24 protein-coding genes and 1 tRNA gene are annotated in these 23,015 nt (G+C 70.7%); 7 read left to right on the top strand and 18 right to left on the bottom strand.

The features are described from left to right. Positions 1 to 36: 36 nt before the first annotated feature. From VJ976_RS04890 to VJ976_RS04870, 5 genes are read right to left on the bottom strand one after another with little or no spacing between them, the layout of a single operon-like run. Entirely contained in the window at positions 37 to 969 is a 933-nt protein-coding gene (locus VJ976_RS04890) for an ABC transporter substrate-binding protein (RefSeq protein ID WP_324098994.1), read from the bottom strand. Between the two features lie 27 nt (positions 970 to 996). Further along, on the bottom strand, positions 997 to 1,680 hold the full coding sequence (locus tag VJ976_RS04885) for an ABC transporter permease (protein WP_324098993.1): 684 nt from the start codon (positions 1,678 to 1,680) through the stop codon (positions 997 to 999). Next, positions 1,677 to 2,318, bottom strand: coding sequence for an ABC transporter permease (locus tag VJ976_RS04880; RefSeq protein WP_324098992.1), 642 nt, complete (start codon positions 2,316 to 2,318; stop codon positions 1,677 to 1,679). The genes VJ976_RS04885 and VJ976_RS04880 overlap by 4 nt, the downstream gene beginning before the upstream one ends. Next, the gene (locus tag VJ976_RS04875; protein ID WP_324098991.1) at positions 2,315 to 3,535 is read right to left on the bottom strand and encodes an ABC transporter ATP-binding protein; all 1,221 of its coding nucleotides are present in this window, start codon (positions 3,533 to 3,535) and stop codon (positions 2,315 to 2,317) included. The genes VJ976_RS04880 and VJ976_RS04875 overlap by 4 nt, the downstream gene beginning before the upstream one ends. A 45-nt stretch (positions 3,536 to 3,580) precedes the next feature. Then, on the bottom strand, positions 3,581 to 4,537 hold the full coding sequence (locus VJ976_RS04870) for a GlxA family transcriptional regulator (protein WP_324098990.1): 957 nt from the start codon (positions 4,535 to 4,537) through the stop codon (positions 3,581 to 3,583). Between the two features lie 123 nt (positions 4,538 to 4,660). Here VJ976_RS04870 and VJ976_RS04865 point away from each other — a divergent pair, with 123 nt between their 5' ends. After that, complete coding sequence (locus VJ976_RS04865) at positions 4,661 to 4,900, top strand: hypothetical protein (RefSeq protein ID WP_324098989.1); 240 nt, start codon at positions 4,661 to 4,663, stop codon at positions 4,898 to 4,900. Here VJ976_RS04865 and dcd read toward each other — a convergent pair. Further along, entirely contained in the window at positions 4,889 to 5,464 is a 576-nt protein-coding gene (gene dcd, locus VJ976_RS04860) for a dCTP deaminase (RefSeq protein WP_324098988.1), read from the bottom strand. The two genes, VJ976_RS04865 and dcd, sit on opposite strands and share 12 nt — an antisense overlap. A gap of 67 nt (positions 5,465 to 5,531) precedes the next feature. Between dcd and VJ976_RS04855 the strand changes: the two genes are divergently transcribed. The 3 genes from VJ976_RS04855 (at position 5,532) to VJ976_RS04845 (ending at position 7,077) form a co-directional block, all read left to right on the top strand. Then, positions 5,532 to 5,605, top strand: a tRNA-Gly gene (locus VJ976_RS04855). A gap of 41 nt (positions 5,606 to 5,646) precedes the next feature. Continuing rightward, positions 5,647 to 6,537 (top strand): aminoglycoside phosphotransferase family protein, encoded by an 891-nt coding sequence (locus tag VJ976_RS04850; protein ID WP_324098987.1) that lies wholly within the window; start codon positions 5,647 to 5,649, stop codon positions 6,535 to 6,537. 42 nt (positions 6,538 to 6,579) lie between these two features. Further along, positions 6,580 to 7,077: a YbaK/EbsC family protein gene (locus tag VJ976_RS04845; protein ID WP_324098986.1), complete on the top strand. Its 498-nt coding sequence runs from the start codon at positions 6,580 to 6,582 to the stop codon at positions 7,075 to 7,077. A 28-nt stretch (positions 7,078 to 7,105) separates the two neighbouring features. Here VJ976_RS04845 and VJ976_RS04840 read toward each other — a convergent pair whose 3' ends face one another. From VJ976_RS04840 to VJ976_RS04825, 4 genes are read right to left on the bottom strand one after another with little or no spacing between them, the layout of a single operon-like run. Next, positions 7,106 to 7,993 (bottom strand): hypothetical protein, encoded by an 888-nt coding sequence (locus VJ976_RS04840; protein ID WP_324098985.1) that lies wholly within the window; start codon positions 7,991 to 7,993, stop codon positions 7,106 to 7,108. 28 nt (positions 7,994 to 8,021) lie between these two features. Then, a complete protein-coding gene (locus tag VJ976_RS04835) occupies positions 8,022 to 8,546 on the bottom strand; it encodes a DUF1499 domain-containing protein (protein WP_324098984.1) in 525 nt (174 codons plus the stop codon). A gap of 46 nt (positions 8,547 to 8,592) precedes the next feature. Continuing rightward, complete coding sequence (locus VJ976_RS04830) at positions 8,593 to 9,669, bottom strand: P1 family peptidase (RefSeq protein WP_324098983.1); 1,077 nt, start codon at positions 9,667 to 9,669, stop codon at positions 8,593 to 8,595. A 12-nt stretch (positions 9,670 to 9,681) separates the two neighbouring features. Further along, a complete protein-coding gene (locus VJ976_RS04825) occupies positions 9,682 to 10,146 on the bottom strand; it encodes a hypothetical protein (RefSeq protein ID WP_324098982.1) in 465 nt (154 codons plus the stop codon). 267 nt (positions 10,147 to 10,413) lie between these two features. On the opposite strand from VJ976_RS04825, the gene VJ976_RS04820 reads away from it, so the two are divergent. After that, positions 10,414 to 11,109, top strand: a complete 696-nt coding sequence (locus tag VJ976_RS04820) for a response regulator transcription factor (protein WP_324098981.1) — start codon at positions 10,414 to 10,416, stop codon at positions 11,107 to 11,109. Positions 11,110 to 11,116: 7 nt separating this feature from the next. Continuing rightward, positions 11,117 to 12,205, top strand: a complete 1,089-nt coding sequence (locus tag VJ976_RS04815; RefSeq protein ID WP_324098980.1) for an FUSC family protein — start codon at positions 11,117 to 11,119, stop codon at positions 12,203 to 12,205. Between the two features lie 7 nt (positions 12,206 to 12,212). Here the strand turns inward: VJ976_RS04815 and VJ976_RS04810 are convergent, their stop codons facing one another. The 8 genes from VJ976_RS04810 to VJ976_RS04775 all read right to left on the bottom strand — a co-directional run bounded on the left by VJ976_RS04810 (position 12,213) and on the right by VJ976_RS04775 (position 22,029). Next, positions 12,213 to 14,060 (bottom strand): glycoside hydrolase family 2 TIM barrel-domain containing protein, encoded by a 1,848-nt coding sequence (locus tag VJ976_RS04810; RefSeq protein ID WP_324098979.1) that lies wholly within the window; start codon positions 14,058 to 14,060, stop codon positions 12,213 to 12,215. Further along, positions 14,057 to 15,652: a sodium:solute symporter gene (locus VJ976_RS04805; RefSeq protein ID WP_324098978.1), complete on the bottom strand. Its 1,596-nt coding sequence runs from the start codon at positions 15,650 to 15,652 to the stop codon at positions 14,057 to 14,059. Before VJ976_RS04805 ends, VJ976_RS04810 begins: the two co-directional genes overlap by 4 nt. A gap of 15 nt (positions 15,653 to 15,667) precedes the next feature. After that, positions 15,668 to 16,771: a LacI family DNA-binding transcriptional regulator gene (locus VJ976_RS04800; RefSeq protein WP_324098977.1), complete on the bottom strand. Its 1,104-nt coding sequence runs from the start codon at positions 16,769 to 16,771 to the stop codon at positions 15,668 to 15,670. Between the two features lie 102 nt (positions 16,772 to 16,873). Further along, positions 16,874 to 17,677 (bottom strand): ABC transporter ATP-binding protein, encoded by an 804-nt coding sequence (locus VJ976_RS04795; RefSeq protein ID WP_324098976.1) that lies wholly within the window; start codon positions 17,675 to 17,677, stop codon positions 16,874 to 16,876. Continuing rightward, positions 17,670 to 18,668 (bottom strand): ABC transporter ATP-binding protein, encoded by a 999-nt coding sequence (locus VJ976_RS04790; protein WP_324098975.1) that lies wholly within the window; start codon positions 18,666 to 18,668, stop codon positions 17,670 to 17,672. Before VJ976_RS04790 ends, VJ976_RS04795 begins: the two co-directional genes overlap by 8 nt. Further along, complete coding sequence (locus VJ976_RS04785) at positions 18,665 to 19,432, bottom strand: ABC transporter permease (protein ID WP_324099003.1); 768 nt, start codon at positions 19,430 to 19,432, stop codon at positions 18,665 to 18,667. The genes VJ976_RS04790 and VJ976_RS04785 overlap by 4 nt, the downstream gene beginning before the upstream one ends. A gap of 89 nt (positions 19,433 to 19,521) precedes the next feature. After that, positions 19,522 to 20,475: an ABC transporter permease gene (locus VJ976_RS04780; protein WP_324098974.1), complete on the bottom strand. Its 954-nt coding sequence runs from the start codon at positions 20,473 to 20,475 to the stop codon at positions 19,522 to 19,524. A 36-nt stretch (positions 20,476 to 20,511) separates the two neighbouring features. Then, the gene (locus tag VJ976_RS04775; protein ID WP_324098973.1) at positions 20,512 to 22,029 is read right to left on the bottom strand and encodes an ABC transporter substrate-binding protein; all 1,518 of its coding nucleotides are present in this window, start codon (positions 22,027 to 22,029) and stop codon (positions 20,512 to 20,514) included. A gap of 60 nt (positions 22,030 to 22,089) precedes the next feature. On the opposite strand from VJ976_RS04775, the gene VJ976_RS04770 reads away from it, so the two are divergent. Beyond that, positions 22,090 to 23,004: an MMPL family transporter gene (locus VJ976_RS04770; protein ID WP_324098972.1), complete on the top strand. Its 915-nt coding sequence runs from the start codon at positions 22,090 to 22,092 to the stop codon at positions 23,002 to 23,004. Positions 23,005 to 23,015 lie beyond the last annotated feature (11 nt).

Genomic DNA, 23,015 nt, shown 5'->3' with positions numbered 1-23,015 from the left:
GGCACCCGGCCAGGCCCCGGGTTCCGGCCGACCGGGTCAGCCCATGTTCTCCTCGACGAACTCCTGGGCGACGTCCGCCGGGTCCTCGCCCTCGTTCGACACCCGCGCCAGCATGTCGGTCAGGACCTCGGTGTCCAGTGACCCCGATACCTCGTTGAGCGTCTCGGTCACCGTGTCGTCGTTCGCCTCCGTCGTGATCAGCGGCACGATGTTCTGCGCGACGAAGAGGTTCTCGGGGTCCTCCAGCACCACGAAGTCGTTCTCGACGATGGCCGGGTCGGTGGAGAAGATGTTCGCCGCGTCGATCTGACCGTTCTTCAGCGACTGTGCGGTGAGGTTGGACCCGGCCGCCAGCGGCCGGAACGCCGAGAACTCCAGGCCGTAGACCTCCTTCAGCCCCGGGACTCCGGTGTAACGGTCCTCCCACTCCGGCGGCCCACCGAGCACCATGTCGCCGGCCACCGGCTCGAGGTCGCCGATGCTCTCCAGGTCGAACTCCTCCGCGGTGGCAGAGGTGACCACGACGGCGTCCTTGTTCTGGGCCTCGGAGCGCTCGAGCACGGTGAGGTTGTCCGGCAGCGCCTCCTGCAGCTCGGTGTAGACCCCTTCCGGCTCAGTGGCTTCGGCCTCCTCGTTGAAGTAGAGGGTCAGCGCGCCGGTGTACTCGGGAATGAGGTCGATCGAGCCGTCCTCCAGGCCTGCGATGTAGGTCTCGCGGTTGCCGATGTTGAGGCGCTGCTGGACCTTGACGTCCGCACCCTTCAAGGCGGCGGTGTAGATCTCGGCCAGCAGCACGTTCTCGGGGAAGTTGGCCGAGCCGACCGTGACGGCGCCGCCGCCGTTGCCGCCCCCGCCGTCGCCGTTTCCGCCGTCGCCGCTTCCGCCGGAGTCATCCATGGGGTCGCCTCCGCAGGCGGACAAGGTGAGCCCGGCGAGCAGGGCAGCGGCGAACGCAGTCGTACGTGTCATGAGGTCCTCCAGGTGAGGTAGTCAGGGCTAGCCGTTGGTGGCCAAACCGGGTGAGACGACGAGTCGTTGAACCAAGCCAAACACGAAGTCCACCGCCAAGGCGAGCAGGGCCACGAGAAGTGCTCCACTGGCCATCTCCGCGTAGTCCTGGGTGGCCTGCCCGTCGATGAGGTAGCGGCCGAGCCCGCCGAGCCCGACGATGGCCGCGATGGTCGCGGTGGCGATGATCTGCAGCATCGCCGAGCGCATCCCGGAGAAGATCAGCGGCAGCGCGCACGGCATCTCCACCTCGAACAGCACCTGGCGGCCCGTCATACCCATGCCCTTGGCGGCGTCCCTCGCCGAGGGGTCGACCTGCTGCACCCCGGAGTACACACCGGACAGGATCGGAGGAATGGCGAGGATGAACAGCACGATCAGGCTGGGCACCTCGAAGGCCGCCTCGCCGCTGAGGCGAGGAAGCAGGAGCAGGACAGCGATGAAGAGCACGCCGAGCGAGGGGATAGCCCGGAACCCGCCGGCGGCGCTGACGACGACCACCCGCCCTCTGCCGGTGTGCCCGATGTAGAGCCCCAACGGCACCGCGACGAGTGCAGCCAGCAGTAGCGCGATGAACGAGTACTCCAGGTGGGCCAGCGTCTGGGAGATGACGCCGCGGTCGCCCTCCCAGTTGGCGGGGTCGGTGAGCCACTCCACGACGGGGCCGATCACGAGGCCACCGCCCGCTGCCAGGGAGTGAGCAGTCTCGCGATCCCCAGAATGATGGCGTCGAACAGCAGCGCCAGGAACAGACACCCCACGACGCCCACGACGATCGGGCCGATCGCGTTGCGGTTGAACCCGTCGGTGAACAGGATCCCGAGCTGTTGCACCCCGACCAGCGCAGCGACCGACACGATGGAGACGTTGCTCACCGCGGCGACCCGAAGACCGGCGGCGATGACCGGAACGGCCAGCGGCAGCTCCACCTGGAACAGCCGGCGCACAGTGCTGAAGCCCATCGCGGTCGCGGCCTGACGCGTCGCTTCCGGAACCGAGGACAGCCCGTCGGCCACGGTCCGGGTGAGCAGCGCGATGGTGTAGAGCGTCATCGCCACCACCACGTTGAGCGGATCGAGGATCTGGGTGCCGAGGACGCCGGGCAACAGAATGAACAAGGCCAGAGAGGGGATGGTGTAGAGCAGCCCCGTACTGGCGATGACCGGGGCGTACAGCCATGCCCGTCGCAGTGCCATCCACCCCAGCGGGATGGCGAGCAGCAGCCCGATGACGAGCGGCAGACCGGCCAGGTAGACGTGGTCGAGCGTCAGGGCGACGATCTCACTCGCCGGCACGTCCAGGATTGTCATCCGGCGCTCTCATCCGAGGCGGACTCCGCGCCCGCCTGTGGCTCCGGCTCGGCGCGCGAACCCTCTCCACGCAGGGCCGGGCGGCCGGTCTGGTCGGCGTCCAGGTCGTCGTCGTGGGTCCGGATGCTGTCGCCCCTCGGCCGCTCGACGGCCTGGATCACCTGCAGCACCTCCGTCGGGTCGACCGTGCCGACCAGGCGGCCCTCGTGCGTCACCACACCACGGCCGCTCGGCGAGGACAGGGCAGCGTCGAGCAGGCCGCGCAGTGACCCGTCGCGCTCGGCCAGGGTGCCCCCGAGCTGGAGGTCCTGGGCCGTGACCTCGCCGTGTACCTCGGAGTCGTGCACCCAGCCCTGCGGACGTGACTCCTCGTCGACGACGAGACGCCAGGGCCCCTCGGACCCACCCGAGGAGTCGAGCCGCTCGCCGAGGCGCACAACCTCCTCGTCGTGGACCGGCACCTCCGCGTGCTGGAAGCTGAGCGCACGGTACCCACGGTCACGCCCGACGAAGGAGGCGACGAAGTCGTCAGCGGGATGAGCGAGCAGGTCGTCCGGCGAGCTGAACTGGGCCAGCTGCCCGCCCTCGCGCAGGACCGCGATCCGGTCGCCGAGCTTGATCGCCTCGTCGATGTCGTGGGTGACCATGACGATGGTGGTGCCGAGCGACTCCTGCAGCTTGAGGAACTCGTCCTGCAGCCCCTCCCGCACGACCGGGTCCACGGCGCTGAACGGCTCGTCCATGAGCATCACCTCGGGGTCCCCCGCCAGGGCGCGGGCCACACCCACACGCTGCTGCTGGCCCCCGGAGAGCTGCCCGGGGTAGCGCTTCGCGAAGTCGCCACCGAGGCCGACCAGCTCGAGCACCTCCATCCCCCGCTCGCGCGCCTTGGCCTTGTCCCACTTCAGCAGCGTCGGCACGGTGGTGACGTTGGCCAACACGGTGCGGTGTGGGAAGAGGCCGGCGTGCTGGATGACGTAGCCGATGCTGCGCCGCAGCTGGGCGGGTTTCTTGGCCAGGGCATCTTCGCCGTTGATGAGGATCCGTCCCGAGGTGGGCTCGATCATCCGGTTGATCATGCGTAGCGACGTGGTCTTGCCACATCCCGACGGTCCCACGAGCACGGTGATCTTGCCCTCAGGGGCCTCCACCGAGAGGTCGTCGACGGCCACCGTCCCGTCGGCGAAACGCTTCGTCACTCCTTCGAGGCGAATCATTCGCTAGACCCTAGCGGCACCCCGCGACAGTCGTGCTGCGGGTCCCTACGGCACCGCGGCGAACCGGCGCCGGTAGGTCGAGGGCGCGATGCCCACGACCCGGGTGAAGTGGTGCCGCAGCAGCGTGGCGCTGGCCAGGCCCACGGACTCGGCGACCGAGTCCAAGGAGGCGTCCGAGGTCTCCAGGAGCTGTTGGGCCGCCAGGACCCGCTGGCGGGTGAGCCACTGGTGCGGCGTCGCCCCGGTCTCGGCCGCGAAGTGGCGCGCGAAGCTTCTCGTAGACATGTGCTGCCGCTTGGCCATGCTGCTCACCGTGTGCGGCTGGTCGAGCGTGTCGCCGAGCCACTGCAACAGCTCGCGCGTCGAGGTCTCCCCGGACTCCTGCGGCACAGGTCGCTCGATGAACTGGCGCTGTCCCCCGTCCCGGTGCGGCGCCACGACCATCCGCCGCGCGATCCGCGCGGTCACCTCCGAACCCCACTCGACGCGGACCAGGGACAGGCACGCGTCGATCCCGGCCGCCGTGCCGGCGCTGGTGATGATGGTGCCGTTCTGGGTGTACAGCGCGTCAGCGTCGACCTCGATGTCGGGGTAGGCGCGGGCGAGCGCGTCGGCGTAGCGCCAGTGGGTGCTGCACTGCCCCCCGCTCAGGACTCCCGCCGCGGCGACCGTGAAGGCGCCGCTGCACACCGACAGCACGTAGGCGCCTCGCCCCACGGCGGCTCGCACCACGTCGAGCACCGCGGGCGAGGGGAGAGTGTCCATCGGTCCGCTCGGCACCGCCACGAGGTCTGCGTCGGCGCAGGCCTCCAGTCCATGCTCCACCGTGAGCGTGGCGCCTCCCGCCATGACTACGGGGCGCTGGGGGTCCTCGGTGCACACGGTGAAGTCGAAGGCCGGCACGCCGTCGTCCGTCCGGTCGACGCCGAACACCTCACAGACGACCCCGAACTCGAACGGCGCCATCGGATCCTGGGCAACGACGGCAACGGAGCGCAGCATCGGACCAGTATGGCAGATATTGAGCGGTAGGTGGCATTCATGCCACTGGTGGCGCGATTTTGATGACCGCATGATTACTGCCAGTGGAGGTCACCCGGACCTCCCACACCATGAGGAGTCAGCATGAACGAGATCATCTCCGCCGTCGCCTTCGTCGCTCTGTCTGTCGCGAGCCTGGCCGCCATCGGCTGGTACTCGATGCCGCGTGCCGAGCGTGGAGCGCCCACCGAGGTCGGCCTGCAGCAGTGGGGGAGCATCGTCGCTCAGGGCGCCCGCATCCTGGGCACCTGGGGTCCGCGACTGGATTTCTCGGCGTCCCAGAGCGCCACCCGGGCTCGCCAGGTCAAGCACTCAGAGCTGTGAGCGGTGAAAGTTGCTGAACGAGCGGCTGGCGGTCGGCCCCCGTTGCCCCTGGTAGTGGGAGCCGTTCGCCGAGCTGCCGTAGGGGTGCTCGCTGGCCGAGGACAGGCCGAAGAAGCACAGCTGGCCGATCTTCATCCCTGGATGCAGCACGATGGGCAGCGTCGCGACGTTGCTCAGCTCCAACGTGACGTGCCCGGTGAAGCCGGGGTCGACGAACCCGGCGGTCGCATGGGTGAGCAGGCCCAGTCGCCCGAGCGAGGACTTGCCCTCCACCCGCGCCGCGACGTCGTCGGGCAGGGTGATGGTCTCGTACGTCGATCCGAGCACGAACTCACCCGGGTGCAGCACGAACGACTCGCCGGGCTCGACCTCCACCAGCCGGGTGAGATCGGGTTGGTCCAGGGCCGGGTCGATCACCGCGTACTTGTGGTTGTCGAACAGCCGGAAGTAGCGGTCGAGCCGGAAGTCGACGCTGGAGGGCTGCACCATGCTCGGGTCCCACGGCTCGAGACGCACCCGGCCGGAGTCGATCTGTGCATGGATGTCGCGGTCCGAGAGCAGCACAGTGTCAGCCTAGCCGCCTCGTTGGTGAGGGGTCGCGACGTTGGTTAGACTGCCTCGGCACGCTCGTGCGGGCGTAGTTCAATGGTAGAACATCAGCTTCCCAAGCTGAATACGCGAGTTCGATTCTCGTCGCCCGCTCCACCGGTCTCCACCTGCTGACCCGTTCCGTGCCGGGAGGCATCATGCCGCGCGACGCGCGCCCGGCCGCCGAGACCACGATCGACACCGGGCTGGTCGAGGCCCTGGTCGCCCGGCAGCACCCCGACCTCGCAGGCCAGCCCGTGCGTCACCACGCAGGCGGCTGGGACAACGAGGTGTTCCGCCTCGGTGACCGCTACGCGGTGCGCCTGCCCCGCCGCCGCCTGGCCGCAGGGCTGGTCGAGGCCGAGCTGCGGTGGCTGCCCTCCCTGGCCTCCCGGCTCCCCCTGCCCGTCCCCGCTCCACTGCGGCGTGGGGATCCCGGCGCCGGCTACCCGTGGACGTGGTCGATCACCGCGTGGCTGCCCGGTGACCTCGCGGTCCACCTCCGGCCCGACGACCAGACGGACGCGGCCCGGGCACTGGGCGAGTTCGTGCGCGCCCTCGCAGCTCCCGCTCCGGCGCAGGCGCCACCGAACCCCTTCCGCGGGGTCCCGCTCGCCGACCGGCACGCTCGCGTCCTCGCCGGGCTGGCCGCACTCAGCGAGGCGCACGACCGCGAGCTCGCGACCCGCGTCTGGGAGCAAGCCCTGGCTGTCCCGCCGTGGGAGGGCCCGTCGGTGTGGCTGCACGGCGACCTGCACCCGGGCAACGTGCTGGTGTGCGGGGGCCGAGTCGGCGCGGTGCTCGACTTCGGTGACCTCACGGCGGGCGACCCGGCGACCGACCTCTCTGTGGCGTGGATGCTCTGGGGACCCGGGGACCGGGAGACGTTCCGGGCGGCGGCGGGCGGATGTGACGATGCCACCTGGGCGCGAGCCCGCGGGAACGCGCTGGCGCACGCCGTGGCGTGCCTCGCCGGGTCGGCCGACGACCCTGTCCTGGGGCCGATGAGCCGCCGCACACTCGCTGCGGTGCTCACCGACCCGGCGTGAGGGACCTCGGCGTCTGGCACCGCCGACGGCATACTGGCCGCCATGACGGACCCGGTCCTGACCGCGCTGCACGACCTCGAGCACTCCGTGGTGCCCTGCGACCCGGAGCTGGCTGACACGGCCGCCTTCTGCCAGGCCTACGGCTACGCCGCCGAGGACTCGGCGAACGCGATCCTGGTCGTCGGCAAGTCCGCCGAGCGGCCGATGGTCTGCTGCGTCGTCCTGGCCACGACCCGGCTCGACGTCAACTCCGCCGTGCGCAAGCGGCTGGGCACCCGGCGGGCCTCGTTCGCCGGCGCCGAGGAGACCATCGAGCGCTCCGGCGGGATGCAGATCGGTGGCGTGACCCCCTTCGGCCTCCCCGAGGACGTCCCGGTCTGGGTCGACGCGGCGGTGATGACCCGTGAGCAGGTCATCGTCGGGGGCGGCTCGCGGGACCGGAAGATCCTGTGCCCTCCGAGCTCGGTGGCTGCGCTGCCGTCGGCCGAGGTGGTCGAGGGCCTGGCCCTCCCTCTTCCTCCGGCCTCCGCGTCCCGCTGAACCTCGCGACCGGTCAGGTCAGGTCAGGTCAGGACGGCACGGTCCCGACCGCACGCCGCATGATCGCGTCGGCGAACCGCGCCGCCGCGCCGGGCGAGAAGGCCAGGAACATCGACGGCTCGGCCAGCTCGACCTCCAGCACCACGGGCCCGTCCGGCGTCGGCAGCAGGTCGACACGGCAGTACAGCGGGGCACCCTCGGCCGGTAGCGCCTCGAGGACCCGCCGCGCCACGGCGCGCTCGCCGTCGGTGGGTTCACGGGCGCTGATCTCCTCCTCGGCGAACAGCCCCTCGACCAGCCCCGCCCCCCGGGTCAGGATCGCGGCCTTGCGGACGGAGTGCGAGAAGGCGCCCTCCACGAACAGCATGGCCGACTCACCGGCGGTGTCCACCTCGGCGAGGTAAGGCTGCACCATGGCGGTGCGCCCGCTGGCCAGGATGGCGCGCACGTGCGCGACCGACTCGTCCCGGTCCCGCGCACCCAGGCGCAGGGTGTCCCGCGACCCGACCGAGACGGACGGTTTCACCACATGCTCGGTGCCGAGGAACGCATGGTCGACGTCCCCGCCGGCCCGGATGAAGACGGAGGGGACCACCGGGACACCCGCACCGGCGAGGGCTTCCAGGTAGCGCTTGTCGGTGCTCCAACGCAGGAGGCCCGGCTCGTTGGCCAGGCGGCTGACGTGGGCGACCTGGTCCGCCCACGTCAAGAACTCCTCCCGCCTCGCGGGGTAGTCCCAGGTCGAGCGCACCACCACCAGGTCATACCCTGCCCACCGGACTCCTGGGTCGTCCCAGACGGCGGGCTCCACCGCGGCGCCGAGCCTGTTGAGCTCACGGCTCAGCAGCCGGCCCTCCTCATCCAGTGTCGACACCTCGGCCGCCGTGGCCAGAGCGATCCGCGGTGCAGTCGGCATCGCGCGCGTCCTTCCTTCTCGTGCTGGGTCAGCGCATCCGTTGAGCGGTCTCGTCGACCCACTGGCGCACCCGGTCGGCGTTGACCCCGCCGTCGCCGTACCCGTAGCGCGCCCGTGAGTACACGGCCAGGGTGGACCCGCCTTCTCCGTCCTCGAGGAAGCGGACCGAGACGTAGTCGGGGAAGCCGAAGACGGCGCTGCGCTGCCGGTAGGTCACCCAGCGCCGGCTGGGGGACCCCGCCAGCCGCTGCACTCGCTCCTCGCCCATGGCCACCTCATCGAAAGCCTCGGCCAGCCGGTCGACCGGCGCGTCGAACCTCGGCGCGGTCCCCTCCTGCTTGCGCTGACGGTCGACCGGCGCCTCCGCAGGGGTCAGCCGGTACCAGTGGGGCCGGTCGTCGACGGTGGCGGCTACCGGGTCGACGTGCCAGCGGTCCGGGTCCTCCGGTGCCCGCCGCGCCAGCACCGCGGTCAGCGCCAGGAAGACCGTCACGGCCGCCACCACCGAGACACCGATGGTCATCGCGGGCCGTCGGGGACGAGAAGGAGCCATGGATGCCAGTCTGCCGCGACCCGGCGGGTGAGTGACACCGGAGCGCTCAGCCGAGCACCGAGGGGAAGACGTCGCGGTAGCCCGGCCAGGTCCCGGCGGGGGTCGACACGCTGCGCGACGCCAGCACACCTCGGACGATGGCACGGGTCACGACGGTGGCGGCGGCCGTGAGGATGCCGTGGAACAGCGGCGGCGGAGCCGGCCTCCGCCCGCTGGACAGGGCGAACAGTGTGTCCCCGTCCAGCATGGTGTGGCTCGGGTGGATGGCCCGGGCCAGCCCGTCGTGCCCGCTGCCGGCCACGCGAGCGCACTGCGCCTTGGTCAGGCCGGCGTCGGTCGCGACCACCCCGATCGTGGTGGCCAGGCTGTCTCCGCCGCTCTTGCCGGTAGCCGCGCGCAGCACGCCGTCGCGGGCCTGCTCGAGCTCGGCGGGGCGAGGAGGGCTCAGCAGAGGAGCCCCCGTGCGCCCGGCTCGAGACGAAGTGTCCGGGAGGTCGGCGGCGAGGAGGAAGGGGGCTCCGTACATCGTGCCGTCGTCGACGTCGACCACCGAGCCCACCGCGTTGACCACCACGAGCGCGGCCACCGTCGTGCCGTCGGGCAGCACCTCACTGGCCGAACCGACCCCGCCCTTGAGTCCCGCGGCACGTGCTCCCGTGCCGGCACCGGCCACGCCGAGCTCCGGCGCCGCGCTCGAGGCAGCAGCGGCAGCACGCTCCCCGAATCCCGCGTCGGGGAACCGGCCGAAGTCACCTCCGCGGCCCAGGTCGAAGATGACCGCCGCGGGCACGATGGGCACCACCTCCCCGGGCCCGCCCATGCCGAAGCCAACGCCCTCGGCGTACCGGCTGCGGACCACCCCGTCCGCGGCGGCCAGGCCGAAAGCGCTCCCGCCGCACAGACAGACCGCGTGCACGCGCTCGACGAGGTTGCGTGGGTCGAGCAGGTCGGTCTCCCGGGTTCCCGGCGCCCCGCCGCGCACGTCGACGCCGCCGACCGCGCCCTCACGGTCGGTCAGCACCACGGTGGTGCCCGTCAACCACCCGTCGCCGTTCCGCTGATGCTGACCGACCCGCAGGCCAGGGACGTCGACCAGCGAGTTCGTCGGGCCGGACCGCGTCATCCGCGCAGCCTCTCACGGCTCGTGCGCGGTGGACATCCTCGTCCGTGTCAGGGCCGTGAGCACCTCGTGCGGGCGCAGGTCACGCTCGGTGCCCCGCGCCAGGTCCTCCCCGTGGAGCAGGGTCGACCAGAAGGTATGCCGGATGGCGGTGCGCCACGAGACCGTGATGACTCCTCGCACCGGAGGCCTGTCGTGCCGAGCCGAGATGTGCAGGTGGCGGTCACCGGCCTCGCTGTCCCGCCACACCAGGACCGTGGGGTCGACCAGGGAAGTGACCCAGTCGCCGAGGTCGCACACCTCCTCGACCGTCACGAGGACGTCACCCTCGATGTCCAGACGGTGACCGAGCTGCAGCAGGCCGAGCACCACGGCGCTGTCCGTGTCTTCCTGCCTCCTCACCTGCTCCACCGGCCGCAGCCGCCGGCCCGGAGCTGCCGCCCACGGCGGTGCGGAGTCAAGGCGGCAGGGATGGCTCATGGTGCGTCGACCCTAGGTTCAGGCACCCCGTCGTCGCTTCATCCCCACAGGTGGCCCGAGCCGGCACCCGGGTGAAGTTCACCCCCTGGGGTGGCGCCGACCCGAGGTCCACGTTGCCACCCTGGCCCTCGCCGGACGGCTCTGGTGCCCGGGATCGAGTAGCCGCGTCGAGAGGTCGACCTTGTCATGGTGAGTGGTGCCACCGCCGTCCGGCTCGCGAGCGAGGACCCGAGGACCGGACGGGCCAGGCGGCGTAGCGTGACGCCCATGTCATCACGTTCAGCTGCGGCAGCTCCGCCGCGCCGGATCCCGCAGGTGGCTCTGATCAACGACTACGAGGTCGTCGTACACGGTCTGCGGCAGATGCTCGCCTCGTTCGCAGACCGCGTCGATGTGGTCGAGGCGGACGTGCACTCACCGGATCGTGGCCCGGTCGACATCACCTTGTACGACACGTTCGCGGCGCCGCAGATCAACGCCAGCGCAGTGGACCCCTTCCTGGACGACCCGGGCTGCGGACGGGTCGTGGTCTACAGCTGGAACACCCAGCCCGAGCTCGTCCGGACCGCCCTCGGCAAAGGCGTTGCGGGGTACCTGCCGAAGTGGTTGACGGCTGTCCAGCTGGTCGAGGCGTTGGAGCAGGTCCACGCCGGCGAGGTCGTGCTCCCGCCGGAGCGGCCGGACTGCAGCGAGACCGACGAGGCGACGCTCATCCGGCCGGAGCCCGCACCGAACCGCTGGCCCGGCCAGGAGTACGGACTGTCCGCACGGGAGTCCGAGGTCCTGGCGCTGATCGTCCAGGGGTTGTCCAACGACCAGATCGCGGCTCGGTCCTACCTGAGCATCAACACGATCAAGACCTACATCCGCAGTGCCTACCGCAAGATCGAGGTCGACACCCGTGCTCGGGCGGTCATCTGGGGGATGACCCACGGCATGGGCCCGGACGCCACGGTCGACTAGCACGGTCATGCGGTACCTCCCCCACGTCTCCCCCTCCGCCGTGGCCTCCCGGCTCCGGGAGCGAGCCCGGACGCCCGGCTGGAAGGCCGACGGGATGCAGATGGTGAAGGCCGCGGTCGCTGCGGTGGTCGCCTGGTTGCTCGCCTCCCGCATCCCGGGCCTCGAGCAGGCCTTCCTGGCGCCCTGGATCGCGCTGCTCACCGTCCACGCCACCGTGCACAGGACGATCTGGCGGGGTGCTCAGACTGTCCTGGCCACCGTCCTCGGGGTCGTGCTGGCGGCCGGAGTCGTCGGCATGGTGGGCGCCTCAGCCCTCGCCCTGGGGGTGGCCGTCCTCGTCGGCCTCCTCCTGGCCCGCCTCGGCGTCCTTCACGCCGAGGGCATCACCGTGGCCACCACGGCCCTGTTCGTCATCACGGCCGGCTACGCCACCGGGGGCCAGCCGCCGCTCATCGACCGTCTTGCCGAGACCGGCATCGGAGTCGGCGTGGCGCTGCTGGTCAACGTCGTGGTCGTCCCACCCCTGAACGACCGCAGCGCGCAGGAGCAGGTCGACCACGTGAACCGCCGGCTCGGCGAGCTGATGCAGGACATGGCCTACGAGATGAGAACGCCCTGGGAGTCCCAGAGCGAGCAGGACTGGATCGAGCGCAGCCGGTCGATCGACTCCGACATCCAGCGTGCGTGGTCACTCGTGCGCCTGGCGAGCGAGTCCGCCACCTGGAACCCGCGTGGCCGGCGGCATCCCTCCCAGGCCCAGGGCTACGCCGAGGTGCTGGTTCGCCTCGAGGAGGGCGTGGCCCACGTGCGCAGCATGGCCCGCCAGGTCCGCGAGTCCAGCCGGTCGGCCCAGCAGTGGGAGCCGGTGTTCGCCGAACGCTTCGTCGACCTGCTGGACCGCACCGGCGAGGCGGTGGCCGACCCGGACGCCGGTGTCGCCGACCTTCGTCAGGAGGTGGACGCGCTGGCGGTCGAGCTCTCCGGCGAGGATCTGCCAGGGATGCTCTGGCCGCTGTACGGCGCGCTGATCGCCAACCTCAGGATCGTCATCACTGTCGTGGACGACGTCGCCACGGCGCGCCCGGTGCGCACCTGAGCAGGAGTCAGTCGATTCGCGTGCGGCGCGCCCGCGCGGCCAGGTTCACCTCGCGGATCGCGGCCGGGTCGACCTTGGGCGTGCGGTCGGCGCGGAGCAGGCCGTTGGCCTCCTGCTGAATGTCTGTGAGCTGGGTCCAGCAGAAGCCCACCACCACCGGGGACTGAGCGACCGCATCCACGAACTCGGCGTACCGGGCGAGGAGTCCGTCGCTGTCGGCGACCGTGTGGAAGCCCCACGTGGGCACCTGGGGGTCGCTCTCGTTGGTCGCGTCCGCGAAGGCGACGCCTCCGAACTCGCTGACGATGACCGGCTCACCCCGGTGCTCGAAGCCGGGTGCATAGACGTGGCGGTGCAACGGGCGTGCGGTCACGGCGGTGCGCCGGTCGGCGAAGGTGGCCCGCAGGTCGGCGGCGTCGCCGTAGTGGTGCATCGTGAACAGGTCGGTCCGCATGTGCTCCCACCCGTCGTTGCCGACGACGAGGCGCGAAGGGTCCAACGCCTTGGTCAGGTGGTAGAGCGCCGCCACGAAGGATGTCTGCGCCGGGTCAGGCTCCCCGCGGAGCGCCGGGACCCCCCAGGACTCGTTGACGGGGGTCCAGACCAGGATGCACGGGTGGTTCCGGTCCCGGAGGACGATCTGCTGCCACTCGGCAGTGACCCGCTTCACGTACCGCGAGCTGTAGCGGAAACCGCTCGGCATCTCGGACCACACCACGAACCCGAGACGGTCGGCCCAGTAGAGCCACCGCGGGTCCTCGGCCTTCTGGTGCTTGCGGGCTCCGTTGAAACCCATCTGCTTGGCGAGCTCGATGTCGCCGCGAAGCTCCTCGTCGCTGGAAGCGGTGTACCCGCCGTCCGGGAAGTAGCCCTGGTCGAGAACGAGGCGCTGGTACAGCGGCCGGTGGTTCAGCAGCACCTGACCGTCGCGAGTCTCGACCTTGCGCATGCCGAAGTAGGACTCGACCCGGTCGACCACACCGCTCTCCCCGTGAATCTCGACCTCGACGTCGTACAGGCGCGGGTTGTCCGGGCTCCAGGTGGCGATGCCCCGGTGGTCGATGACGGAGGCGTCCGCGTAGTCGGCCCCGTCGACCAGATTCCAGCGGCGGCGTACCTCTCCTCCCGTGACCAGGGCCGAGTCGTCGACGAGCAGCCGGCCCTCGAGGCTGATCCGCACGGTCAGCCGCTGCCCGAGCGCCGCCGCGGTGACCGACGCGGTGATCTCGACCGAGGCGTCGTCCAGCATCGGCATGATCGCGAGGTCCTGCACGCGGGCCCGAGGCACAGGTTCGAGCCACACCGTCTGCCAGATGCCGGTCCCACCGGTGTAGAACACGTCGTCGGCATGCTGCTTCCAGTACTGCTTGCCTCGCGGCTGGTCCAGGTCGGCCACGGGGTCGCTCGCCCGCACCACGACGACGTCCTGGTGACCGGTGACCGACTCGGTGATGTCAGCGGCGAAGGGCGTGTAACCACCCTCGTGCTCGGCGACGAGCCGGCCGTTGACCCAGACCATGGCGTGGTAGTCGACCGCCCCGAAGTGCAGCATCAGCCGCTCGCCGACCGCAGGCAGGTCACCGCCGTCGAGACTCCGCGCGTACCACACCACCTGGTGCAGGCCGGCGTCGTGCACCGTGGAGGCTCGGGTCTGGTAGGCGAACGGCACCACGATGGTCCGCTGGAAGGGACCGTCCGGCGCCGTGGGTGAGCTCACGCTCGGCCAGCCCTCGGCCACACCGCAGTCGTCGTCGTCGAAGGCGAAGGACCACACGCCGTTCAGGTTGGCCCAGCGTTCCCTACGCAGCGAGGGGCGCGGGTACTCCGGGCGTGGGATCGACGCGGCCGCGCTCATAGCAGCGGGATCACGAACACGGCGGTCAGTCCGGCCAGACCCAGCGAGAGGTAGCGGTAGTTCTGGTACCAGGGGCGGCCCGCCAGCTCTTCGCTCTCGGCGCGCCAGGTCGCCCGGGTCCAGGTGAGCTCGTCGATGTCGTTCGCCTCCGGCTCGTCGCTGCCCCGGCTGAGCAGGACGAAGAGGGTGGCGTTCGCCAGCACCAGCAGGCCGCACGCGTAGAGGAACTGGATGCCGGGGCCGTCCGGGTAGAGCACCTCGGTGAGGATCCACAGGATGAGGCCGGCGGGGACACCGATGACCAGGGTCCAGAAGGCCCCACGGGGGCGGGCGCCGCGCCAGAAGATGCCGCCGATGAAGACGACCAGCACCGGCGGGGTGATGTAGGCCAGGAACGACTGCAGGTAGTCGAACAGGGTCGGGAACACGCCGACGATGGCCGAGGACAGGGCCCACGCGAGAACCATGAAGATCACCGTGACCATCCGCCCGATGCGCACGGTCGCCTTCTCGCTGATGTCCGGCTTGAGGGGCTTGACGAAGTCCAGCGTCACCAGGGTCGACACCGAGTTCAGCACCGAGTCGATGCTGGAGACGATCCCGGCAATGAGCGCTGCGATGACGATGCCGCGCATGCCGGCCGGCACCAGGTCGAAGACGAGCGTCGGGAAGGCGAGGTCGGGGCTCTCCAGGTTCGGGTACAGGTGGATCGCGATGATGCCCGGGATGAGCATGATGAGCAGGTTCGGCAGCTTCAGCGCACCAGCGAACAGGGCCCCCCAGCGCCCGTGGTCGGCGTTACGGGCCGCGAGGGTGCGCTGGACGATCATCTGGTTGAGCGCGAAGTAGTAGGTGTAGATGAGCAGAACCCCGGTGAAGAGCCCCGGCCAGGGCATCGCCGCGTCGTCGACCGGGCGGACGATGCTCAGCGCGTCCGGCGGAGCCGCATCCCTCACCGCGGACCAGGAGTCCGCGGCGTTGAACGCCAGGACGGCCACGATGATGCCTCCGACGATCAGCGTCACCGCCTGGATGGCGTCGGTGACGATGACGGCGGCCAGACCTCCGACGATGGTGTAGATCCCGGCCAGCAGGGCAAAGATCCCCACGCTGATCCACAGCGGGACGTCGGGGTAGAGCACCTGCACGACCACCGCACCGGCGAACAACCCGCCGGCGGCGTCGAGGAAGAGGTTGGCCAGGACGTTGAAACCGGAGAAGGAGCGGCGTGTCTTGGTGTCGTAGCGCTTCTCCAGGAACTCCGGGACGGTGGAGACCTTGGAGCGCATGTAGAAGGGATAGATGAAGAAGACGAAGAAGATGATGATGAACGCGGCGGTCCACTCGTAGTTGTAGGCCGGCACTCCGTCGCGGTAGCCCGCTCCGGCGAACCCGATGAACGAGGTGCCGGAGATGTTCGAGGCGTACAGCGACAGCCCGATCAGGGGCCAGCCGAAGCCGCGGCCGCCGAGGAAGTAGCCCTCGGAGTCTTTCGCCGACCGGCGGGCGACCCAGAGCGCGACGCCGATCGTGGCCGCGATGTAGATGACCACAAGACTGATGTCGAGTGCGCCGATGGAAAACTCAGACATGGGATGACTCCTCCTTCACCGTGCGGTCGGCACCGCGTGCGGGTCTTCGGGATCGGGTTCGCGACATCCGCACGACGCGCGGACGGCGAGCGAGACGGGCACGATCTGCCGCGAAGGCACCGATCGTCCTTCGACGAGATCGATCAGGCACGACGCGGCGACCTGCCCCGTCTTGTCGAACGGGACCCGCACCGTGGTCAACGGGGGCACCGTGTGCGCGGCCACCGGGATGTCGTCGACGCCGACGACCGCCAGCCGGTCCGGTCCGTGGCGTCCGAGCTGATGTGCGGCGTGGAGCGCCCCGACCGCCATGAGATCGCTGTGGACCACCACCGCCGACACGTGGGGCTCCCGGGCCAACAGCCGGTGCGTCGCGGCGAACCCACTCTCCGGCGACCAGTCCCCGGTCTCCACCAGCGCGGCCGGGCTGTCCAGCCCGGCCGCCTCCATCACGGCCCGGTGCCCCCTCATCCGGGCATGGCTCACCCGGCGGCTGCTGGGCCCGGCGACGACGCCGATGCGCCGGTGGCCGTGCTCGACCAGGTGCCTGGTGGCCAGCGCCCCGACCTCCTCGTGGTCCGAGCCGACCAAGGTGGCGACCGTGCCCACCACCGTGTGCAGCCCCACCACCGGCGGCCCGTCGGTGAGCAGTGCTCCGAGGCGCGCATCCCGCTCCAGCTGAGGGGCGGCCAGCAGGATCCCGTCCACCCGGCGCTCCCGAAGCGCGCGCAGGGACCGCTCGTGCACGCCGTGCTCGTCGCGGTCCACCTCCCCTTCGGCCTGCGAGAAGCCCTCGGCACCGCGCTCCGCCTCGGCGTGGTCGAGGCTGACGACCGCGAGGGCGTAACCCTGCCGGGCCGCCTCACGCTCCGCCGCCACGACGAAGCGGGTGACGATCTCGTCGGCGAGGTCACCTACGACGACCCCCAGGAGGCGTGTGCGCTGGGTGACGAGACCACGGGCGCTGGCGTCGGGGAGGTAGCCGAGTTCGCCGGCGGCCCGCTGGATGCTCTCGCGGGTGCTCGGCGCGACGGAGCCGCCGCCGTTGAGAACCTTGCTCACGGTTTGGAAGCTCACCCCGCAGCGCGCGGCCACGTCCTTGATCGAGGGTTGCCGCATCGCACCTCCCCGTCGAGTCCGTCGGGCGAACGTTCGCCCAAAGACGGAGGCTAGACCCGGCTGCCCGGCGGGTCAAGGGTGTGAACCCGCTGCGACAGTGCGCTACCGCAGAGGAGGCAGGGTGGGGACCGAGGCCAGGAGCTCCCGGGTGTACTCGTGCTGCGGGTCGGCGAACACACGCGCGGTGTCCCCGACCTCCACCAGCTCTCCCCGGCGCATCACGGCGACGCGGTCACAGACCTGTCGGACCACGAGGAGGTCGTGGCTGACGAAGACGAGGGTGAGGCCGCGCCGGCTCACGACGTCGTTGAGCAGGTTGAGCACCTGCGCCCGCACCGAGACGTCCAGAGCGCTGACCGGTTCGTCGGCCACGAGGATCGAGGGGGACGGCGCCAGAGCACGGGCGATGGAGATCCGCTGACGCTGACCGCCCGAGAACTGGTGCGGGTAGCGGCGCGCCGCTTCCGGCGGCAGGCCCACCGCGACGAGCAGCTCCCGGACGCGGTCCGCGCGCGATGAACGGTCGCCGATGCGCTGGGCCAGCAGGGGCTCGGCGATCGCCTCACCCACTCGCATCCGGGGGTCCAGTGAGCCCATCGGGTCCTGGAACACCACCCCGACCTCGCCGCGCAGCCACTGCAACGCACGCCAGGACTGGCCGGCCACCGCACGCCCGCGGACCTGCACGCTGCCGTACGTCGGCTGGTCCAGGCCGCAGATCATCCGCAGCAACGTCGACTTGCCGGACCCGGACTCCCCCACGACCCCGAACCGCTCACCCGCGGCGACGGTCAGGTCGACCTCACGAACGGCGGACACCGCAGAGCCAGGCCGGTGCCACGAGGTCCGAGCCCGCCGGAACGTCCGTCCCAGCCCGCGCACCTCGATCGCTGGGGGTTCACTCATCGGTCTCACCAGCCGGGTGCATACAGGCATACCCGAAGGCCTCCGATGGCGCCGAGCCGGGCGCACGGGCGGTCCACGGCGGCTGGTCCTCGCACGCCTCGTCGGCTGCCGGGCACCGGGTGCGGAAGACGCACCCGGTGGGGAGCTGGCCGGCGGCCGGGACGGTGCCCTCGATCGTGGGCAGAGCCGCCCCCGGCTCGACCGCCGACAGGTCGCTGGCGGCCAACAGCCCCGCGGTGTAGTGGTGCCGGGGCTCGGCGAAGACCTCGCGGACCGGCCCGGCCTCCACGATGCGGCCGCCGTACATGACGAGGACCCGCTCGCACACCTGCGCCACGACGGCCAGGTCGTGAGTGATGAACAGCAACGCGGCCTGCCGTGAGGCGACCCCGGAGACGATCTCGTCCAGCACGCGCGCCTGGACGGTGACGTCCAGCGCCGTGCTCGGCTCGTCGCAGATGAGCAGTCGCGGGTCGCAGGCCAGGGCGATCGCGACCACCACCCGCTGCCGTTGCCCGCCGGACAGCTGGTGCGGGTAGGCCCGAGAGGTCTGGGCCGCCTCCAGACCGACCTGCTCCAGCACGTCGTCCGCCCGGCGCAGGCCCTCGGCGCGCGAGACCCCGCGGTGCAGCCGGATCACCTCGGCGACCTGGGCACCGACCCTCATGGTGGGGTTGAGCGCCGTCATCGGCTCCTGGAAGACCATCGACATCTCTTCCCCACGCACCGCGGCCCACTGCCGGGCTGAGTGCTCGAGCAGGTTCTCCGGGCCGCCGTGCAGCCTCACGTGTCCTCGAACGTATACGCCGTCGGCCAGCAAGCCCATGACCGCCAGGGCGGTCAGCGACTTGCCGCTACCGGACTCGCCGATCAGCCCCACCCGTTCACCGGCATCGATGCTGAAGCTCACCTGCGACAGCAGCGCCGTCGAGCCGGTCGCGACGTCGAGCCCCTCCACCTCCAGCACGGGCGCTGCCACCTCGCCGCTCATCGTGAGGCCAGCTGGGGGTCCAGGGCGTCCCGCAGGCCGTCACCGAGCAGGTTGAACCCGAGGACGGCGAGCCCGATCGCCGCCCCGGGGATCAGGGCGAGGTGCGGCGCCGAGCGCAGCGTCGACTGGGCCTCGTACAGCATGCGACCCCAGGAGGGCTGGCCGGTGGGCGTACCGAGCCCGAGGTAGGCCAGCGCCGCCTCGGCCAGGATGGCGATGGCGAACGACACCGAGGCCTGCACGATGACCAAGCCGGTGAGGTTGGGCAACACGTGTCGGGTGGCGATCGCCAGGGGGCCGCGCCCGGCCGCGCGGGCGGCGAGCACGTAGTCGCTGCTCAGCACGGACAGCGCGCCGGAGCGGGTGATCCGCGCGAAGCTGGGGATGGTGGCGATGCCGATGGCCACCATGGCCACCAGCGTCGACCCGCCGTAGATCGCGGCGAACATGATCGCCAGCAGGAGGGCGGGGAAGGCGAGCAGGATGTCGTTGCCTCGCATCACCAGCCCGGAGAACCACCGCGGCGCCATCGCCGCCACGATGCCCAGCGGCACACCGACGGCAGCCGCCACTGCGACCGCGACGACGCCCACGTACAACGTGGTGCGGGACCCCAGGATGACCTGGGTGAACACGTCACGGCGGAACCGGTCGGTGCCCAGCCAGTACTCGGCGTTCGGTGTCTGGTAGGCCGAGGTCGGGAGCACCTTCATCGGGGGTTGCGGCGTCCACACCAGGGACAGCAGCGCCATGGCCGTGATCATCAGCACGAGGCTCGCCCCGATGACCAGCGAAGCGTTCAGGCGCCCACGCCAGGCCACCCCTCGGCCGACGCTCGGCACGGCCCGCGGGGTCACCGGTCGGCTCCGGTGCGCAGGCGGGGGTCGATGACCACGTAGACCGCGTCGACCAGGAAGTTGATGACCAGCACCGCCACCACCAGCACCATGACCACGGACTGGATGGTGAGCAGCTCTCGCGCCTGCACCGAGTCCAGCAGCAGCGAGCCCAGCCCCGGCAGCACGAACACCCGCTCGATCACCACGGCGCCGATCAGCAGGCTGGCCAGCTGGAGGCCGGCCACGGTGACCACGGGGACGGCGGCGTTGCGCAGCGTATGCCGGAGTACGGCCTGAGCAGGCCGCAGCCCCTTGGCCCGCGCTGTGCGCAGGTAGTCCTGCCCCAGCTCGTCCAGCACGGCCGAGCGTACGTAGCGCGCGAGCACCGAGCCCTGAACCAGGGCGAGCGCGACGGCGGGCAGCAGCAGCCGCTGGAGGAAGCCGACCGGGTCCTGCACCGGGACCACCCACCCACCGGAGGGCACCCAGCCCAGGCGTACGGCGAACACCGAGATCCCGACGATGCCGACGAGGAAGGCCGGCACGGCGACACCGAGCTGCGACACGGCAGACAGCACGACCCCGTCGACGTGGCGGTGGCGCATCGCCATCCAGGCTCCCATCGGCACGGCGACACCGACGGCCAGGAGCATGGCGGCCGCGACGAGCCACGCGGTCACGCCCAGGCCGTCGACGATCTGCGGGCCGATGGGGGCGCGCGAGATGTACTCCACACCGGGGTCGAGCCGCAGCATCCCGCCGAGCCAGTCGAGGTACTGCACGATCAGGGGGCGGTCGAGTCCGTACTGCGCGGTCATCCGCGCCACCGCCTGCTCGGACGCGTTCACCCCCAGGGCCACCCGCGCCGGGTTGCCCGGAAGCACCTGCATGAACGCGAACACCACCACCGTACTGACGACGATGCTGGCCACCAGGATGGCCAGCCGCCGCGTCAGCTGCCAGAGCACGAGAGCACCCGAGCGCTCAGCGGAGCGACCCGGTCCTCACTCGCGAGCCAGCGGGGCCAGCTCGAAGGAGATGCTGGCCGAGTTCTCGGGCAGGCCGGTGATGTCGGGCTGGGCCACCACCAGGTTGGGCAGGAGGAACAGGAAGTCTGCGGCCGCATCCTCCGAGATGAGCTGGGCGGCCTCGGCCATCTTGGCGTTCTGCTCCTCCCGCGTGCCGGCGTCGGCCTCGTCGAGCAAGGTCACGATCTCGCCCGTGCCGTAGCCGGTGTAGTAGTCCGGGTTGCCGAACACGGCCCGCATGTCGCGCGGCTCGACGTGCGCGACGATCGACATGTCGTAGTCGTGGGCGGTGAACACCTCCTCCAGCCAGGTGGCCGGGAACTCGAGCTCCTCGACCTTCACCTCGAAGCCGGCGTCCTCGAGCATCGACTCGACCACCGTGCCGCAGGCCACGGCGTACGGCAGGGTCGGGATCCGCAACCGCACCCTCACCCCTGTGGCGTCGGCCTCCTCGAGCAGGTCCTTCGCCTTCTCGACGTCGAACTCGTAGTCGCCGGTGCGGTCCTCGTACCAGGGGTCGGTGGGCGGGACCATCGACCCGATGAGCTCACCACGCCCTGCCCAGCAGGTGTCGAGCAGCGTGGGGTGGTCGATGGCGTGACGCGCCGCCTGCCGGACGCGCTTGTCGGAGAACGGCTCCTCGTCGTTGTTGAAGGACAGGACCACCTCGCCGTTCGTGGTGCCCTCGATGACCTGGTAGTCACCGTCCTCGAAGTCGGCGAGCGACTCCGGCGCCTGCACCGTGCCGACCACGTCGATGCGGTCGCTGAGCAGCGCGTTGTTCAGCGCGTTCCCGTCGTCGAAGTAGGCGAGGGTGACCTCCTCGAAGAACGGGGCCGGGCCCCAGTAGCCCTCGTGTCGCCGCAGCGTGAGGTCGGTGCCCCGGTCCCAGTCGGCGAAGGTGTACGGTCCGGTGCCGATGGGGTCACCGGCCAGGTCCTCGGTTCCCTCGGTGTCGAACATGGCACCGACCTGCGTCGTCATCGCGTAGAGCCACGAGTTGTCCGGGCGTGTGAGAGTGACCGTGACCTCGTGGTCCCCGGTCACCTCGACGGTGTCCACCACCTCCATCTGGCTCTTCAGCGAGACGGTCCACGCCTCCGACTGCACGCGCTCGATCGAGAACACCACGTCCTCGGGGCCGAAGGCCGCGCCGTCGGAGAACGTGGCGTCCTCGACGAGCGCGAACGTATAGGTCTTCCCGTCCTCGCTGACCTCGTAGTCGGTGGCCAGGGAGGCCACGATCTCGCCGGACTGGCTGTCCACCTTCACCAGCGTCTCGTACACGTTGTAGAGCAGCGCTTGCGGAATGGCAGCGCCGTCGGTCGTGGTGAAGTCCAGGCTGGCCGGCTCGGCGACCAGGCCGATCGAGACGGACGTGTCGGACCCGCTCCCACTGCCACTGTCGCCGCTGCCGCTGCCCGCGTTGCAGGCGCTCAACGCGAAGGCCGTGGCCACGACGGCACCGAGCGCGCGACGGGAAGAGCTGAACATGACCGGTGGTGCCTCTCTGCGGGACGACATCGGCGCGCCACGCCCGGGGCGGCCGGCAACGTGCGCGCAGACAGGGTATGCGCAGTCCCTGCGCACCCCCACATTCTTCCCCGCCCGCACCCCCAGCCAAAAGCGTCGACCTTCGGCGTCGAGTTCGCGGCTGGAAGCGAACTTCAGCGCTGGGGGTGCGCAGTCAGCGCCTCGTGGGGTACGCGAAGCCTCGTCGCCAGGTCAGCCAGGACCGAGGACTCCGAGAGGGTGGTCGAGCAAGTCCGCGCGACTCCCGCGCCCGAGGGAGCCAGCGTTCTCGTGGGAGGCGCGGCCGCCGAGCACGTCGACCTGCTCAGGAGCATCGGCGAACGCCTCCCCTGGGCGGCCGGCACCGTGGTCGCCGTCACCCTGGTGCTGTTGTTCCTCGCGTTCGGCTCGGTGGTGCTGCCGCTCAAAGCGGTCGGGATGAACGTCCTTTCACTCTCGGCCGTGCTGGGCGTGCTGGGCGTGATGGTGTGGGGGTTCCAGGACGGCAACCTGTCCGGGCTCCTGGGCTTCACGACCACCGGCGCCCTCGAGGTGACCCAGCCGATCCTGGTGCTGGCCATCGCGTTCGGGCTGTCGACGGACTACGAGGTGTTCCTGCTCTCTCGGGTACGCGAGGAGTGGGTGCGACACGGCGACAACGCCGCGGCGGTGGAGCGCGGGCTCAGCCGCACGGGAGGCATCATCACCAGCGCGGCCCTGCTCCTCGGCGTGGTGATGACGGGGTTCCTCTTCAGCCAGATCAGCTTCATCCAGACCATCGGCGTGGGCCTGCTGGTAGGGCTGATCCTGGACGCCTTCATCGTGCGGGTCCTGCTGGTGCCGGCGACCATGCGCCTGCTCGGGTCCTGGAACTGGTGGTCCCCTCCGCGGCTCGCCGAGTGGTGGGACCGATACGGCATGCCGGAGTCAGCGCCACCCGTGCCGGCCCCCCGTTGACCGGCCACGTC

This window comes from Ornithinimicrobium sp. (genome assembly GCF_035267225.1).
Lineage (GTDB): Bacteria > Actinomycetota > Actinomycetes > Actinomycetales > Dermatophilaceae > Ornithinicoccus.
This window is presented reverse-complemented; position numbering and strand designations above follow the sequence as displayed.